Genomic DNA, 13,762 nt, shown 5'->3' with positions numbered 1-13,762 from the left:
ACGCAAAACATGGATGCGCGCCCGAAGGCGCACATCTGGATCAGGCAGCGTCCGCCCATTCCCATGGGCGGGTGAAGTTGCCAAGCACGGTGGTGACAGCGGTGTCAGACACCTCGCCCTTTTTGCTCAGCTGGGCCACAAGGCCCCGCTTCTTGTCTTCCAGAACGGATATCACCTCAGCCTCGACACCGGCCTCTTCCAAAGCCGCATTGTAAATGCGGGTGATGGCCGCACGGCGCAGGTCGGGTTTGAAGATCTTTCCTACAGCCGTCTTTGGCAACTCATCCATAAGCTCAATATATTTCGGCCAGGCCGCACGCTCATGAACATGCTCTTTGCAATGTGCCATCAGATCTTCAATCGTGGCGGTCGAGCCCGCCACCAGCTCGACATAGACACATGGGATTTCACCCGCATGCGCGTCAGGCTGGCCAATCGCGCCTGCGAAGGCCACGTCGGGGTGGCCCGCAAGGGCCTCTTCGATCTCGGCAGGGTCGATATTGTGGCCGCCGCGGATGATCAAATCCTTGGCGCGGCCGGTGATCCACAGGTAGCCATCGGGGTCGATGCGGCCCAGATCGCCGGTGCGCAGGTATTGCTCGTCGCGGTAAAGGTCGACGTTTTTGTCAGCCTCCGTATAGGTGTTGCCCGCGAAAACGCCGGGGTTGGACACGCAAATTTCGCCAATCTCATCCGGCCCGCACATGGCCCCATCCGACACCGCGCGAATCTGCACGTCGCAATAGGGGAACGGGATGCCGATGGAGCCGATCTTCTTCTCGCCATCGGGCGGGTTGATCGACACAAGGCAGGTGGCTTCTGTCAGCCCGTACCCTTCGGTGATCGTCACGTTGCAGGCCTTCTCGAACCGTTTGTACAGCTCGACCGGCAGGGGCGAGGAGCCCGAGAACGCCATCTTCAACGAGGAGATATCAGCGTCCACCGCGCGCTGCATCAGCGCGGAAATCGCCGTGGGCACGGTGATCATGAAGGTCACCTCATAGCGTTCGATCAGCTTCCAGAAATTGTCGAACACGCCTTCGCCGCGATAGCCTTGCGGGGTCGGGAAGACCACATGGGCGCCAGACCGGATCATCGCCATCAAGATCACATGCACCGCGAAGACGTGGAACAGCGGCAGCGGGCACATGACCACGTCCTGTTCATCAAACAAGAGCGTGTGGCCAAGGAAGCCGTTATAGGCCATGCCCGAATATTTGTGCTGCGCCACTTTCGGCATACCCGTCGTGCCGCCAGTGTGGAAATAGGCCGCGACGCGGTCGCCGGCGCTGTCGGCAAAATCAAGCGTCTTGTTCTGCTTGCCCATTTCGGCGTTGAAATTCTGCACCGATGCGTGATGGGTGTGGCCTACTTTGGGCCGGATCAGCGGCACGATGAATTTCTTGAGGCCTGTCAGGTAGCGCAGCAGGTCGACCTCCAGCACATGGGTCACGCCGGGCGCGTCCTTGACGGCCTCGGCCACCTTCTGGGCCAGATCGGTTTTCGGGAAGGGGCGCAGGGTCACGACCACCTTGGCGCCGGTTTCGCGCAGGATGGCGCTGATTTGTTCGGGCTCCAAGAGCGGGTTGATCGGGTTAACGATGCCCGCGATCATGCCGCCCATCAGCACGTCCAAAGTCTCGGTGGCGTTGGGCAGCACATAAGCCACCACGTCATCTTCACCCACCCCAAGGGAGCGAAACAGGTTCGCAGATTGGCAAGAGCGGTCATAAACGTCGGACCAGCTGAGCGTCTCATTGGGGTCTGTCGGACCAGAGGTCAGCTGATACGAAAACGCAGGCCGCGCGCCATGGCGGTTTTTCACATCTTCCAAAAGCCCGTGCATCGTTTTGGGAAGATCGCGGTCCTCCCACTTGCTTTCTGCCTCAATCGCGTCACGGTCTGCGCGACCTGCGTATGTCTTTCCCATGTATTCCTCCCTGTGGTCGTTTGCCGACCTTTGTCCCTTACGTAAAAAGATGTGCGCAAACGCGCGCCCGCGCAAGTCTGACGCTACGCAAATTTGCCTCAACCACGAAAAAGGGCGCCAATTGGCGCCCTTCCCCGGTCTATTTGCTGTGCCTTAAGCCTGCGGGATGCGCAGCACCTGGCCCGGGTAGATTTTGTCTGGATGGGTCAGCATCGGCTTGTTGGCCTCGAAAATCTTTTCGTAATGCGCGCCGTTGCCAAGCGTCTTGGCCGAGATCGCCCAAAGCGTGTCGCCCTTCTCGACTGTGTGGAAGGTCGGCTCGCCGCCGCCGTCGCCGGCTTCCAGCTCGTCCTCGACGCTGGCCACGCCGGTAACGTTGCCCACCGCCAGAATGACCTTCTCGCGCAGCTCCTGCGTCAGCGTCTTGCCCTTGATCTTGACCTTGTCGCCTTCGGTTTCGATCTCGACGTCTTGCGCGTCCAGCCCGAGGCTTTCGATCTCCGCCTTCAGCGCTTCGGGTTCCGGCTCAGCCGCCTCGGCGTCGCTGCCAAACAGCGATTTGCCCGCGTCTTTTACAAAGCTCCACAGTCCCATGTTCGTCTCTCCCCTTGGGTTATTGTTGGGGCGACGATGCAAAGCCCGACGGCGATTGGCAAGGGGAATTACTCCGCCGCCATGCCAGCGGTGAACTGCAACTGCGCCAGACGGGCGTACAGGCCGCCCTCTGATACGAGGCTGTCATGGGTCCCGGTGGCGACGATCTTGCCGCCCTCAAACACCACGATGCGGTCGGCTTTTTTCACGGTCGCCAAACGGTGCGCCACCACCAAGGTGGTGCGGCCCGCGCTCAACTTTTCGACCGCGCCCTGCACCGCCGCCTCGCTTTCGGCGTCCAATGCTGAGGTCGCCTCGTCCAGCAGCAAAATAGGCGCGTCGCGCAGGATGGCGCGGGCAATGGCGATGCGTTGCTTTTGTCCGCCAGACAGCATCACGCCGCGCTCGCCCACATAGGTGTCGTAGCCCTCCGGCAGGTCGCTGAGGAAGCCATGCGCTGCTGCGGCAATCGCGGCCTCCTGCACCTCGGCATCGGTCGCATCGGGGCGGCCAAAGCGGATGTTGTCCATGGCCGACGCAGCGAAGATCACCGGGTCCTGCGGCACCAAAGCGATGTATTTGCGGAAGTCGTCGCGCGCGACCGAGGTCAGCGGCTGCCCATCAATGGAGATGGTGCCGCTGTCGGGATCATAGAACCGCAAAAGCAGCTGAATAATGGTCGTTTTACCGGCCCCGGACGGGCCAACAAGCGCGACAGTTTCGCCGGGCGCCACCTCAAGCGAGACCTGATCCAGCGCCGCCACAGAGGGGCGCGCGGGGTAATGGAAGGTCACGTTGTCAAAGGCCACGCGGCCCTCGACCTTTGGCATCACTTGGGGCGTTGCTGTGTCCAGAACACTGTCTTCAGTGGTTAGCAGCTCAACCAAACGCTCCGTGGCACCGGCGGCGCGCTGCACCTCGCCCCAGATCTCGGACAGGGCGGCGACGCCGCCTGCGACCATGATGGCGTAGATCAGGAACTGCACCAGCTCGCCCGCTGTCATCACCCCGCCGCGCACGTCGCGCGCGCCGATCCAGAGCACACCGACGATGCCGATGAACACGAGGAAGATGACGATCACGGTCATGATGGCGCGGACGCCGATGCGTTTGCGCGCGGCGTCAAATGACCGTTCGGTCAGGTCGGAAAACAGCCGTTTGGAGGGGGCTTCATGCGTGAAGGCCTGCACGGTTTGCACCGACAAAAGCGCCTCTGACGCGTTGCCGGAAGACGCGGCAATATGGTCCTGATTTTCGCGGCTGAGGTTACGCACACGGCGACCCAGAAGGATGATCGGGATGATCACGGCAGGCACGATCAGCAGCACCATGCCAGTCAGCTTAAGCGAGGTTGCCAGCATCAAGATCAGCCCGCCCACAAGGATCAGCAGGTTGCGCAGCGCGATAGAGGCCGACGACCCGATGACCGACAAAAGCAACGTGGTGTCGGTGGTGATGCGGCTGAGAACCTCGCCTGTCATGATACGTTCAAAGAAGGCCGGCGACATGCCAATGGTGCGGTCGAACACTTCCTTGCGGATGTCGGCCACGACGCGTTCACCCAAACGGGTGACAAGGTAGTAGCGCAGGCCTGTGCCAATGGCCAAGAGCGCCGCGATGCCGACGGCGGCCCCGAAATACTGGTCCAGAAGCGCGGCTTCCTCTGTCCCGAACCCGTCGACCACGCGGCGCACGGCCAGCGGCAGGATTAGCGACACAACCGCCGTCAGGGTCAGCGCCAGAATGGCCGCTACGGCCAGCCCCCTATAAGGGCGCATGAACGGCCACAACGCGGCAAGAATGCCGATTTTGCGCGATGATGCGCGCTCCGCCTCGCTGCCTTTTGGATCTGCCATACATCCCTCGAACAAATACTGCGCACCGCATTAGCCAAGCCCGCCCCCGCCCGCAAGCGGCGAGAGGTCACAGCTGCGCCAGTGGTGTTACGAGTTGGGCGAAACTTGTGCTTGGGACGTGGCCCCGGCCCCACGGAACCAGCGCACGATCTTGGCCCGGTCCTCGCGCGGCAATTCGGTGATGTTTGCTGGTGGCATGGCGTGGCTCACCCCCGCCTGCAGGTAAATCTCGCGCGCGGCGCGGGCGATGTCGCCTTCGGTTTCAAGGAACACGCCTTTTGGGGCCCAGCGGATGCCGTCCCAGACCGGCTCCCGCGCGTGGCACATGGAGCAGCGGCCCAGCACGATGTCATGTACGTCCTCGAACCCATCCGCGCTTGCGAAGCTTTGCTCATAGGCGGTCAGCGGAGCGGCTTCCGCCGTTTCATAATCTTCGTCCCACGTGTTGGCGGTCGACAGCCACGCGATCAGGATGAACAGGATCACGGTGACCCCCCACGTCCAGTTTGGCCCCTTCCCGGTCGCGTGCATCGTGTTGAAATAATGCCGGATGGTGACGCCGGTCAAAAAGATCAGCGACGCGATGATCCACGCGTATTCCGTGCCAAAGGACAGCGGGTAGTGGTTGGACAGCATCAGGAAGATCACCGGCAGGGTCAGGTAGTTGTTATGGGTGGAGCGCAGCTTGGCAATCTTGCCGTATTTGGCGTCCGGCGTGCGCCCCGCCTTGAGGTCTGCGACCACGATACGCTGGTTCGGCATGATGATGAAAAACACGTTGGCGGTCATGATGGTCGCGGTGAAGGCGCCCAAATGCAGCAGCGCCGCGCGGCCCGTGAAAGTCTCGTTATAGCCCCATGACATGGCAACAAGGATTACGAAAAGCAGCACCATCAGGAAGGTTGGCGCCTCCCCCAACTTGGATTTGCAAAGGACGTCATAGAGGATCCAGCCGACCGTCAAAGAGCCCGCTGAAATAGCAATCGCCTGCCATACTGCCAGATCGGCTTTCGCGGGGTCGATCAGGAACAGCTCCGCCCCGGCCCAATAGACGATCATCAGCAAAGCCGCGCCGGACACCCAGGTCATGTAGCTTTGCCATTTGTGCCAGATCAGATGCTCGGGCATGTTTTCCGGGGCGACCAGATATTTCTGGATGTGGTAGAACCCGCCGCCATGGACCTGCCATTCCTCGCCTGACGCGCCTGCGGGCATGTTGGGCGCCTTCTTCAACCCCAAATCCAGCGCGATGAAGAAGAAGGACGCCCCGATCCACGCCATGGCGGTGATGACATGCAGCCAGCGGACGGCGAATGACAGCCAGTCCCACATAATAGCCAGATCATACATTGATTGCGTCCTTGTCCAACGGGCCCGCAGGCCCACGCTGCGCATTATCTGCCCAGAACTGCGGACCGCAAGAGAGAACACCCAAACCCGGAGCGCGAGGCTGAGAACGGGGATGCGGCTGCCCTGCCCGACAAAGAGGCTGGAGCACCTCTACAGCTGACAAAAAATGGATGGCCTATCAAGGGCCTACAAGACGACGCGCCCTCAAAATCCACCAAAAATGTCCGGAAGAAAGGTTGGAGCGGGCGACGGGAATCGAACCCGTATCATCAGCTTGGAAGGCTGAGGTCTTACCATTACACAACGCCCGCGCTCGGAAATTGGCTTAGGCGATGCCAATTGAATCGTCAAGAACTCTGCCGGGGCCTTATTCGGTCAATTCCCGAGCAGCCCACAATCGTGGCGGGCTAATTTGCCAAGGCTCTCAGGATCAGATCGACAAGCTGGGGGCCATAGGGTTCATCAAACATCTCCTGCCCATGTGCCTTGCCCGGGTAGACCACCAGGTCTTTTGGATCGGCGGCCTTGTCGTAGCTCGAATAGGTTTGCGCGCTGAAAAAGTCGTTTTCGGTGATCACGAAAAGCTTTTCGATGGAATTTGCTTCAGCCATGTTGCCGCTTGCGGTGCCCAGCAGGACAACGAGAACCACCTCAGAGGGCACGCCCTTTGACACGGCGCTTTGAATCCCACCACCGCCTATGCTGCCGCCGATCAACGCAATGCGCGTCTTACCGGCCTGTCGGAGGTGTTCTACTCCGCTCATGACATCCTCTGTCGAGATCGATTCAAGTGCGATTGACGCGTAACCTTCGTACTGCAGACGTTGTGCAAAGCCGGTCCAGCTTTGCGCGTCTTTGCCAGATTGATGGGCGAGCAGGACGCCAGTATCGCCGTCCGCAGGGAACAGCAGGGCTTGCCGTTCGATCACATCCCTGATCGACAACGTCACGACGTCTTGCCCAAATAGTGGTGCCACCATCAGAGCCGTGATCGCACAGACCAGAGTATGTTTGAAATGTCTCATTGTCCGACCCACCTATCAGAAAACCGCCTGCCAGATGGCGGCGCAACGGCCACAGCAGGACCAGGCCCGGAAGGCGCGCGCACACCTACTAAGCTTATAGTATTTCATTGATAGGCAGACGTCTTGCGAACAGCAAGGCTAAGATTTGTTGCCATGTTGGGCCGCCGGAGGAAATGTGTGTCCGAACTGACCGTCTGCAGCGTCACCGAAAGACGGCAGGACATTTCTTGCGGCAGCAAGAATTTCGGTCTGGCGCTCAGGGTCAGGCTGCAAACGCGCCACGTTAATCGCGCCCGACAGGACTGCGATCAGAGTGGACCCGGATATGCCCGCCTGCCGCTGATCCTCTGTCAAACCGGCATCCAGCACCTCCGCCAGCCGATCAGTCCCTTGTTCCAACTCGACCCGCTCAGCCGCCGAACACCGGGCCATGTCCGCGCCGAGTGCGGCGACGGGGCACCCTTTTGATATGTCGTTCAAATGCTCCGTGCTCAGGTACCGATCCACAAAAGAATTCAACGCGACATGGGGCGGATGAGCTGCCAGATCTTGCTCCAACTCTTTGACGAAAAAAGAGAATGCGCGACGGGTGGCGGCAATGGCCAGATCCTCTTTGCTTTTGAAATGGCGGTAGAACCCGCCATGGGTGAGCCCTGCCGCCTTCATGACCTCCGACACGTTCAGGCCTGAAAACCCGCGTCGCCGCAGTTGGTCGGCGGCAACCGAAAGAAGAAGAGCATGGGTCTTTGCCTTCTCGGTTTTGGATGTTCTCGGCATCTTGGTGCCCTCTTGACAGTTTAGATTATCACTATCATCTAAATGTATAGATGACAAGAATCATCTAAATGAAGATCGGCAGCGAACGCGCACCCGCCAAATCGGAGATTGGACCATGAACCAGCACCTGGAATTCGAAACAGCGGGCAGGACGTTGCAACCGCAAGCACGGGTGAAGGACCTCAAATTTGGCGCATCCCTGGACTGGCAGGACGGGTTTCAGTCTGCTTTGCCCACGACCGAAAAGCGCAGCTTTCAGTCCATGCTGCATCAGTACGAAGTGATCATGTCCTACGGCACGATCGACGACCCGCGGGTCATTCTTCAGACGATGAACCTCTACATGATGGCCAATCAGCAAAACCACGGCATCGCGCTATTCGCCGGAATTCTTACCCAATATGGCCACGGCATGGCGCCCGAGCTGCGTGCGGTCTACGAATCCGCGCTTGGTGTTTTGCGGGCCACCCATGCAGATGCCGTCCCCCTGAGCCGCCGCATTGGCTGGGTCAAGGAGAGCTTCGAGCTGATCGAAACGGCCTTGCGGCGCACCGGAGGCAGCCACCCGATCCCCCATTGGGCTGCTGGCATGGTCTACGCACAGGTGCCGTGGTTCTTTTTCAAGAAAACGGAGGCCAAGCAGCACCTGACCTGGCTTGTCGACCGCCCCGACACCGAACCCACCTTCGGCTTCTATCGCGAAGTTTACCGGCAACTGTCCAACCTGGAAGCCAAGACCGGCAATGCGGACGCCGCTACGGCGTGGATGCAGCTCAGTGGATACGACGGCCCCCAACCACATGCGCCGCTGATGGGGTGGTTTGCGACCGGCCCGGACGGCACAACGATGGCCCCGCGCCCGGTGATCGACGAAGTCATCAGCGGCCGGATCTTCGCCCTGTACGGGTTTGGCTTTTCGGACGTCTACTTCGTCTTGTCAGATGACGGCGCGCATCTGATCGCCATTGACGCGGGCACCCAACCCCATTCTTTGCAGGCCGCCCATGAGTTCCTGCTTGCCACATATCCTGGCCTGCCTAATATCTCGACCGCCTTCATCACCCATTCCCACTGGGACCACATTGGCGGGCACAGCTACCTGCAACGCCACAACCCCGAAATTGACATTTACGGGCGGTCCAACTTTGCCAGCGTGCAGGATCGCGTGATGCGCGAGCACAGCTACCAATTCTTCCGTGGCGCTGATTTCGACCATGCCTGGGTCAAAAGCTACGCCCCCACACACCCGGTCAGCGACCCAATGGTCGTAAATGTCGGCGGCACCGACATGTCGCTGCTGCCGGTCACCGGCGGCGAAACCGAAGACGCCATGCTGATCCATATTCCCAAGCTGAGCTGCGTGTTCGTCGGAGATGTGGTGATGCCTTGGTATGGCGAGCCATGGGTAAACGAAGGCTTTGCCTCAACGGCGCCGCAGGCAATGGACGCGGTTCTGTATCTCGGGGCCAAACATATCCTGCACGGCCACCACCCGCTGACCTTCCTCTATGGACCGCAGAACTTGCGCGCCTACAAGGGGCTGCATGAATGGCTGGTCAGCGCCACCCAATTCTATGTCCGTCGCGGGTATTCCGCCAAGGACATCATCAGGCTGAACCTGATCCCCCCGGCGCTTTTGGATCACCCTGATGTCACCATGGGATACGTTGCCGCGCGCGATAACGTCATTTCGCGGGTCGCCGCCGAGATGGCGGGCATTTGGCGCGAGGACCGCACCGGGCAGGCCCCCGAAGGATTGGACGTCATCACCACCGCTGAACGCGCCCGGATGCTGTCGGAGTATTTCAACCTGAGCGAGGCCCAGGCCATTCGCGGCCTGAAGCGGATGATTGCGGCTGGCGACAACAGCCTGGCGCTGCAAATGTCTGTCGCCGCCGAACACGCATTCGGCCCGACCTCCGGCGTGACCCTTGCGAAGGAGCACGCCGCGGACCGGCTGCGCAGCATCGCGCAATTCACCGACCCGTTCGGTTTCACCACCTATTCCGAAATGACCAAACGCGCGCATCCGCCAATGCCCGCCGTGACCGGGCAAGAGCGAAAGCAAATCCAATGACACTGAAAAACTGGGCTCTGCTCGTTCTGACCGCGATGCTGTTTGGGTCTTCCTTTCCATTGATCAACGTCGCGGTTGCGGAGGTGCCGCCGATGTACATCGCCCTGGCTCGGGTGACGATCGCCTCGCTCATCCTGCTGGGTTTTCTGTTTGCCACCGGGCGGCGGTTTCCTCCGTTCGGGGCGGGGTGGCGACCGCTTTTGGTTCTGGGTGTTTTGTCCGCCGCCCTGCCCTATTTTGCCATTGCCTGGGGGCAGGCGCATATTAACAGCAGCCTCGGCGGCATATTGTTTGCCACGATCCCGATATTCACCATCATCCTGGCCCCGATTTTCGTCGATGAAGCCCGCTTACCAGCAAAACGCATGGTTGGGGTTGCTGTCGCGTTTGCCGGTGTGGTGACGGCCATCGGGGTCGAACACCTGTTTCAATTTGGGGGGCAAGCCATGGGGGCAGCCGCCACGCTCGTGGCCGCGTTGAGCTACGCGACCGGAAACATCTATGCCCGCACCCAGACCGCGCTGCACCCGTTTCAACTGGCAGCGGGGCAGATGCTGGCAGCAACCGCTATATTGATCCCGCTCACCTTGCTGCATGGCAGCCCAGCGATTACCGCCCCTGGTCCGGTCACGATATTGGCCACCATCGCAGTTGCAATTGTCAGCACTGCGATGCCGGTCATTCTGATGTTCACCCTGATAAAACGGGTCGGAGCGACACAGACCTCGCTTTTGGCATTCTTCATCCCGGTCGCCGCAGTATTGATTGGCGTTATCGCTTTGGGCGAGCCTCTTGGCGCGCTTACCTTACTGGGATTTGCCATGGTCATTGCCGGCGCGGTCTGGGCTACGCGGACGCCTGCAAACGCCCTCATCCCTGCCGAGCCGCTCCCGCCAAAGAGATCGCACGCTGAATAGGGTCGGCTGGCCGTCGTCCGAAAAAGGGGCGCCTTGGTCTGAACGCAGCCCAGTGATGCATCAAAACGGCTCATGTTTTGCCACGTTGCAGGGATTGAACGCTTTTGGCGACGTCGAATGTTCCACCAAATCGACCCACCCGCCTTGGTTGTCCGCGTGTAAGCAATGTGAGTAAGTTTGGAGTGGGACGTGTAGGACCACGCCAAGTTAACTTGTTGACCTCACCGGCAGGAGCGCTCTTCGCAATGAAAATAGAACCCGAATAGATGAAACAGGCGTTTTTCGACCTGACAGTCGATGTAGCAGGCAAGTCGCTGCACGACATCAGCAAGACAGTACAGGACGAGGTGACCAGCCGCGAGCTGTGTTCCGGGTTGCTGACAATTTGGTGCACCCATACAGGGGCATCTTTGTTGGTGCAGGCGAACGCGGATGACGACGTCGCAGCCGATATTGTCGCCTTTTTTGAAGAGCTGGTGCCGAAGCGGCCTGGCCATTACCGCCATGCCCCGGATCAGGACGACAATGCGCCGTCGCACCTGCGGGCCTTGTTGACCCAGACGCAGATTTCGATGCCCGTGGAAGATGGCCAGCTGGCACTTGGAAAAGTGCAGAGCCTCTTTGTGTTCGAACATCGCGAAGTTGGTCGGGCGCGCCGGCTGCGGCTGCATTTCATCGGAAAGTAACGGGTTTCGTATTGAGCCGTGACGCGCCAATGCCTGTTCCCCTTGGCAGTCATCCAGGTGCGCTGGGCTTCATGGGCAACGTCCCATCAGGATGAGATCGTACCTTGCGCGCTTGGCTCAGGCGGCACGCCGAAGGCGTGGCTGTGCTGTTTGGTTCAGATGGTTTTGGACAGCAGATTTCGGACGCAAAACAGAGGTTACTTTTTCGTCGACGAGCTTGTATGTCAGCTTGGTCAATCATGGTCATCCACAGCCATGTGGTTTATGAGCTGGCGGCGTTGGAGGTCACATGAACACACGGATCGTTTCTATCGGGGAGGCCATGGTTGAGCTGGCCCCCGCACCCCAGGCCGGGCTGTTTCAACAAGCCTTTGCCGGAGACACGCTGAACACGGCTTGGTACCTGAAACAAATGCAGCCCGAGCGGGCGGTCGACTACGTCACCCGCGTCGGGGCTGACGCGATTTCGGATGCGATGGTCGCATTTCTGGCGGAAAAGAACATCGGCATTGACCATGTGCTGCGCGACCAAGATAGAACGGTCGGTTTGTACATGATCAGCCTGCAGGACGGGGAACGCAGCTTTTCTTACTGGCGCGGACAATCAGCCGCGCGGCAGTTGGCGACAGATGCCTCCGCACTGCACGCCGCCTGCGCGGGGGCCGGGATCGTGTATTTCTCCGGCATTACGCTTGGTATCCTGGATGAAGCTGGCCGCGAGACCTTGCTGCAAACGATGCGCGACATCCGCGATCAGGGCACCGTGGTCGCGTTTGACCCGAACCTACGCCCGCGCCTTTGGCCCGACAATGACACGATGTGCCGGGCGATCATGGAGGCCGCAGCGGTCAGCGACATCGCCCTACCCTCGCATGATGACGAGGCCACATTCTTTGGCGACGCCGATCCCGCCGCCACGCTGGACCGATACGCGGGCGCCGGGGCCGCAACCGTTATTGTCAAGAACGGCGATGGGCCAATCTTGCATCTGCACCGCGGCGCACAAGGCACATTCACCCCCGCCCCGGTGACCCGGATTGTCGACACAACCGCGGCTGGTGACAGCTTCAATGCGGGCATTCTTGCTGGATTTGACCCCAGCGCTGACATTGCCCCTCATGTTGAAGCCGCCTGCAGCCTGGCTGGCAAGGTGATTCAAAGCCGCGGCGCGCTTGTGGAACTTTAGGTCGCCGGTCGTCAGAGTGACGCGCCGGTGTCGTCTGCGACCTTGCCGCTGGCCTTTGCGGTTTGGGTCTGCGCGTCCAGAATGCCCCGCTTGTCATTGCCCAGGTATAGGTCCAGGTCTAGGTCCAGCGACACCGCTTTGCACGAGTTGAAGAGGCGATCCATATGTTCGTCAAAGAAGGCCCATATTCAGTTGTAGAGGCGTCTTCATCCGCGTCATGGGTTGTCTGGGTTACAGAGGAGCCCTCGCATCCGGCAGAAAAGGTGCGAGTTCGACCCCGGCGGCCGTGATCTTTTCACGGATTGTGCGGGTCATCGAGACAGCACCCTCGCTGTCACCATGCACACAAATAGAATGCGCCTCCAACGCAATAGGCGCACCGTCGATCACCGGCATCAGCCCGGATTGCAGATACCCGATGAGGCGGTCGGCGGCTTCATCCGCGTCGTGGATCATCGCCCCGTCCTGCCCCCGCGGGACCAACTGGCCGTTGCTGAGATAGCCCCGATCCGCGAAAATCTCTGAATAGACGGGTTGGCCTGCAGCGCGAGCCGCCTGTTCCAGTTGCGCCCCCGAGATCGCCAGCACCGCCAGCTCAAGACTGATTTGGCGCGTGGCGGCCACAATCGCGTCGGCCACATCGCGGTCCCGTGCGGCCAGATTGCCCAGCGCCCCGTGGGGTTTGACATAGGCCACTTTCACCCCGACTTGCGCGGCGATGCCCTGAAGCGCCCCGATTTGGGCGGCGCACATCCGGCCTATTTCATCAGGGCGCATCGGGATGACCCGACGGCCAAACCCTTCACGGTCGGCGTAACCCGGATGAGCCCCCACGACGACGCCGTTTTGCGACGCCAACTGCAGAGTCTGGAACATGGTTTCGGGGTCGCTGGCATGTCCGCCGCACGCGACATTGGCCGATGTCACCAGCCCCAACATCGTTTCGTCCTCGCCCATTTGCCAGGGCCCGAACCCCTCGCCCAAGTCAGAATTGAGATCAATCCGCCGCACCATGATTTGTCCTTTGTTGCGCAGCTCGTTATCCAAGCTCGCGCCCCGTTGCGCAAGAGAGCGCGCCGCGGATGCTTCGCCATAGCCATGTCCAACACCGGTCGGAAGGCGAGCGAATCACAGAAGGCGGCAGACGCAAGGAACGGGGGACAACAGGCAGATAGCGCCCCCAAAATTTGGCCAAAACAACGTAAATGACACCGCATTGGGGACAAAAATTAACCGCCCATCTGGGGTGCTTTGGTACCTGTGGATAGAAAAAATTTTGGGCCTATCCACCAATAGCTTACGTAAGGTAAACCGCTGGGGACAAATCAGCGTTCTCCTCCAAATTCAACGGCACCGCGCGACTG

12 protein-coding genes and 1 tRNA gene are annotated in these 13,762 nt (G+C 60.2%); 4 read left to right on the top strand and 9 right to left on the bottom strand.

Features of this window, described 5'->3' with window-relative positions; translation table 11 throughout:
• Positions 1-40 precede the first annotated feature (40 nt).
• The 7 genes from Q0899_RS19015 to Q0899_RS18985 all read right to left on the bottom strand — a co-directional run bounded on the left by Q0899_RS19015 (position 41) and on the right by Q0899_RS18985 (position 7,532).
• Positions 41-1,930 carry an acyl-CoA synthetase gene (locus Q0899_RS19015; RefSeq protein WP_298293063.1) on the bottom strand — a complete coding sequence of 630 codons (1,890 nt, stop codon included), beginning with the start codon at positions 1,928-1,930 and terminating at the stop codon, positions 41-43.
• Positions 1,931-2,083: 153 nt separating this feature from the next.
• Positions 2,084-2,524 (bottom strand): peptidoglycan-binding protein LysM, encoded by a 441-nt coding sequence (lysM, locus tag Q0899_RS19010; protein WP_298359668.1) that lies wholly within the window; start codon positions 2,522-2,524, stop codon positions 2,084-2,086.
• Positions 2,525-2,592: 68 nt separating this feature from the next.
• On the bottom strand, positions 2,593-4,380 hold the full coding sequence (locus tag Q0899_RS19005; RefSeq protein WP_298293067.1) for an ABC transporter transmembrane domain-containing protein: 1,788 nt from the start codon (positions 4,378-4,380) through the stop codon (positions 2,593-2,595).
• A gap of 87 nt (positions 4,381-4,467) precedes the next feature.
• Complete coding sequence (locus tag Q0899_RS19000; RefSeq protein ID WP_299195094.1) at positions 4,468-5,730, bottom strand: urate hydroxylase PuuD; 1,263 nt, start codon at positions 5,728-5,730, stop codon at positions 4,468-4,470.
• A 237-nt stretch (positions 5,731-5,967) separates the two neighbouring features.
• A tRNA-Gly gene (locus Q0899_RS18995) sits at positions 5,968-6,041 on the bottom strand.
• 96 nt (positions 6,042-6,137) lie between these two features.
• A complete protein-coding gene (locus Q0899_RS18990; RefSeq protein WP_299195091.1) occupies positions 6,138-6,755 on the bottom strand; it encodes a hypothetical protein in 618 nt (205 codons plus the stop codon).
• A 138-nt stretch (positions 6,756-6,893) separates the two neighbouring features.
• Complete coding sequence (locus Q0899_RS18985; RefSeq protein WP_298359680.1) at positions 6,894-7,532, bottom strand: TetR/AcrR family transcriptional regulator; 639 nt, start codon at positions 7,530-7,532, stop codon at positions 6,894-6,896.
• A gap of 115 nt (positions 7,533-7,647) precedes the next feature.
• On the opposite strand from Q0899_RS18985, the gene Q0899_RS18980 reads away from it, so the two are divergent.
• The 4 genes from Q0899_RS18980 to Q0899_RS18965 all read left to right on the top strand — a co-directional run bounded on the left by Q0899_RS18980 (position 7,648) and on the right by Q0899_RS18965 (position 12,398).
• Positions 7,648-9,609 carry an MBL fold metallo-hydrolase gene (locus Q0899_RS18980; protein WP_299195088.1) on the top strand — a complete coding sequence of 654 codons (1,962 nt, stop codon included), beginning with the start codon at positions 7,648-7,650 and terminating at the stop codon, positions 9,607-9,609.
• Entirely contained in the window at positions 9,606-10,526 is a 921-nt protein-coding gene (locus tag Q0899_RS18975; RefSeq protein WP_299195085.1) for a DMT family transporter, read from the top strand. Before Q0899_RS18980 ends, Q0899_RS18975 begins: the two co-directional genes overlap by 4 nt.
• Before the next feature lie 266 nt (positions 10,527-10,792).
• Positions 10,793-11,212 (top strand): secondary thiamine-phosphate synthase enzyme YjbQ, encoded by a 420-nt coding sequence (locus Q0899_RS18970; protein ID WP_299195081.1) that lies wholly within the window; start codon positions 10,793-10,795, stop codon positions 11,210-11,212.
• A 289-nt stretch (positions 11,213-11,501) separates the two neighbouring features.
• The gene (locus Q0899_RS18965) at positions 11,502-12,398 is read left to right on the top strand and encodes a sugar kinase (protein WP_299195078.1); all 897 of its coding nucleotides are present in this window, start codon (positions 11,502-11,504) and stop codon (positions 12,396-12,398) included.
• Positions 12,399-12,409: 11 nt separating this feature from the next.
• Here Q0899_RS18965 and Q0899_RS18960 read toward each other — a convergent pair whose 3' ends face one another.
• Together Q0899_RS18960 and Q0899_RS18955 are read right to left on the bottom strand one after the other, a co-directional pair.
• Positions 12,410-12,562, bottom strand: coding sequence for a hypothetical protein (locus tag Q0899_RS18960; RefSeq protein WP_299195075.1), 153 nt, complete (start codon positions 12,560-12,562; stop codon positions 12,410-12,412).
• 67 nt (positions 12,563-12,629) lie between these two features.
• A complete protein-coding gene (locus Q0899_RS18955) occupies positions 12,630-13,445 on the bottom strand; it encodes a 5-oxoprolinase subunit PxpA (RefSeq protein ID WP_299195072.1) in 816 nt (271 codons plus the stop codon).
• Positions 13,446-13,762: the final 317 nt, after the last annotated feature.

Source organism: uncultured Litoreibacter sp. (assembly GCF_947501785.1).
Lineage (GTDB): Bacteria > Pseudomonadota > Alphaproteobacteria > Rhodobacterales > Rhodobacteraceae > Litoreibacter.
This window is presented reverse-complemented; position numbering and strand designations above follow the sequence as displayed.

Excerpts from the sequence above, each read along its gene's own strand:
- Q0899_RS18960 (WP_299195075.1), bottom strand. The coding sequence starts at position 12,562 with ATGGATCGCCTCTTCAACTCGTGCAAAGCGGTGTCGCTGGACCTAGAC.
- Q0899_RS18970 (WP_299195081.1), top strand. The coding sequence starts at position 10,793 with ATGAAACAGGCGTTTTTCGACCTGACAGTCGATGTAGCAGGCAAGTCG.
- Q0899_RS19000 (WP_299195094.1), bottom strand. The coding sequence starts at position 5,730 with ATGTATGATCTGGCTATTATGTGGGACTGGCTGTCATTCGCCGTCCGC.
- Q0899_RS18965 (WP_299195078.1), top strand. The coding sequence starts at position 11,502 with ATGAACACACGGATCGTTTCTATCGGGGAGGCCATGGTTGAGCTGGCC.
- Q0899_RS18980 (WP_299195088.1), top strand. The coding sequence starts at position 7,648 with ATGAACCAGCACCTGGAATTCGAAACAGCGGGCAGGACGTTGCAACCG.
- Q0899_RS19005 (WP_298293067.1), bottom strand. The coding sequence starts at position 4,380 with ATGGCAGATCCAAAAGGCAGCGAGGCGGAGCGCGCATCATCGCGCAAA.
- Q0899_RS18985 (WP_298359680.1), bottom strand. The coding sequence starts at position 7,532 with ATGCCGAGAACATCCAAAACCGAGAAGGCAAAGACCCATGCTCTTCTT.
- Q0899_RS18975 (WP_299195085.1), top strand. The coding sequence starts at position 9,606 with ATGACACTGAAAAACTGGGCTCTGCTCGTTCTGACCGCGATGCTGTTT.
- lysM (WP_298359668.1), bottom strand. The coding sequence starts at position 2,524 with ATGGGACTGTGGAGCTTTGTAAAAGACGCGGGCAAATCGCTGTTTGGC.
- Q0899_RS19015 (WP_298293063.1), bottom strand. The coding sequence starts at position 1,930 with ATGGGAAAGACATACGCAGGTCGCGCAGACCGTGACGCGATTGAGGCA.
- Q0899_RS18990 (WP_299195091.1), bottom strand. The coding sequence starts at position 6,755 with ATGAGACATTTCAAACATACTCTGGTCTGTGCGATCACGGCTCTGATG.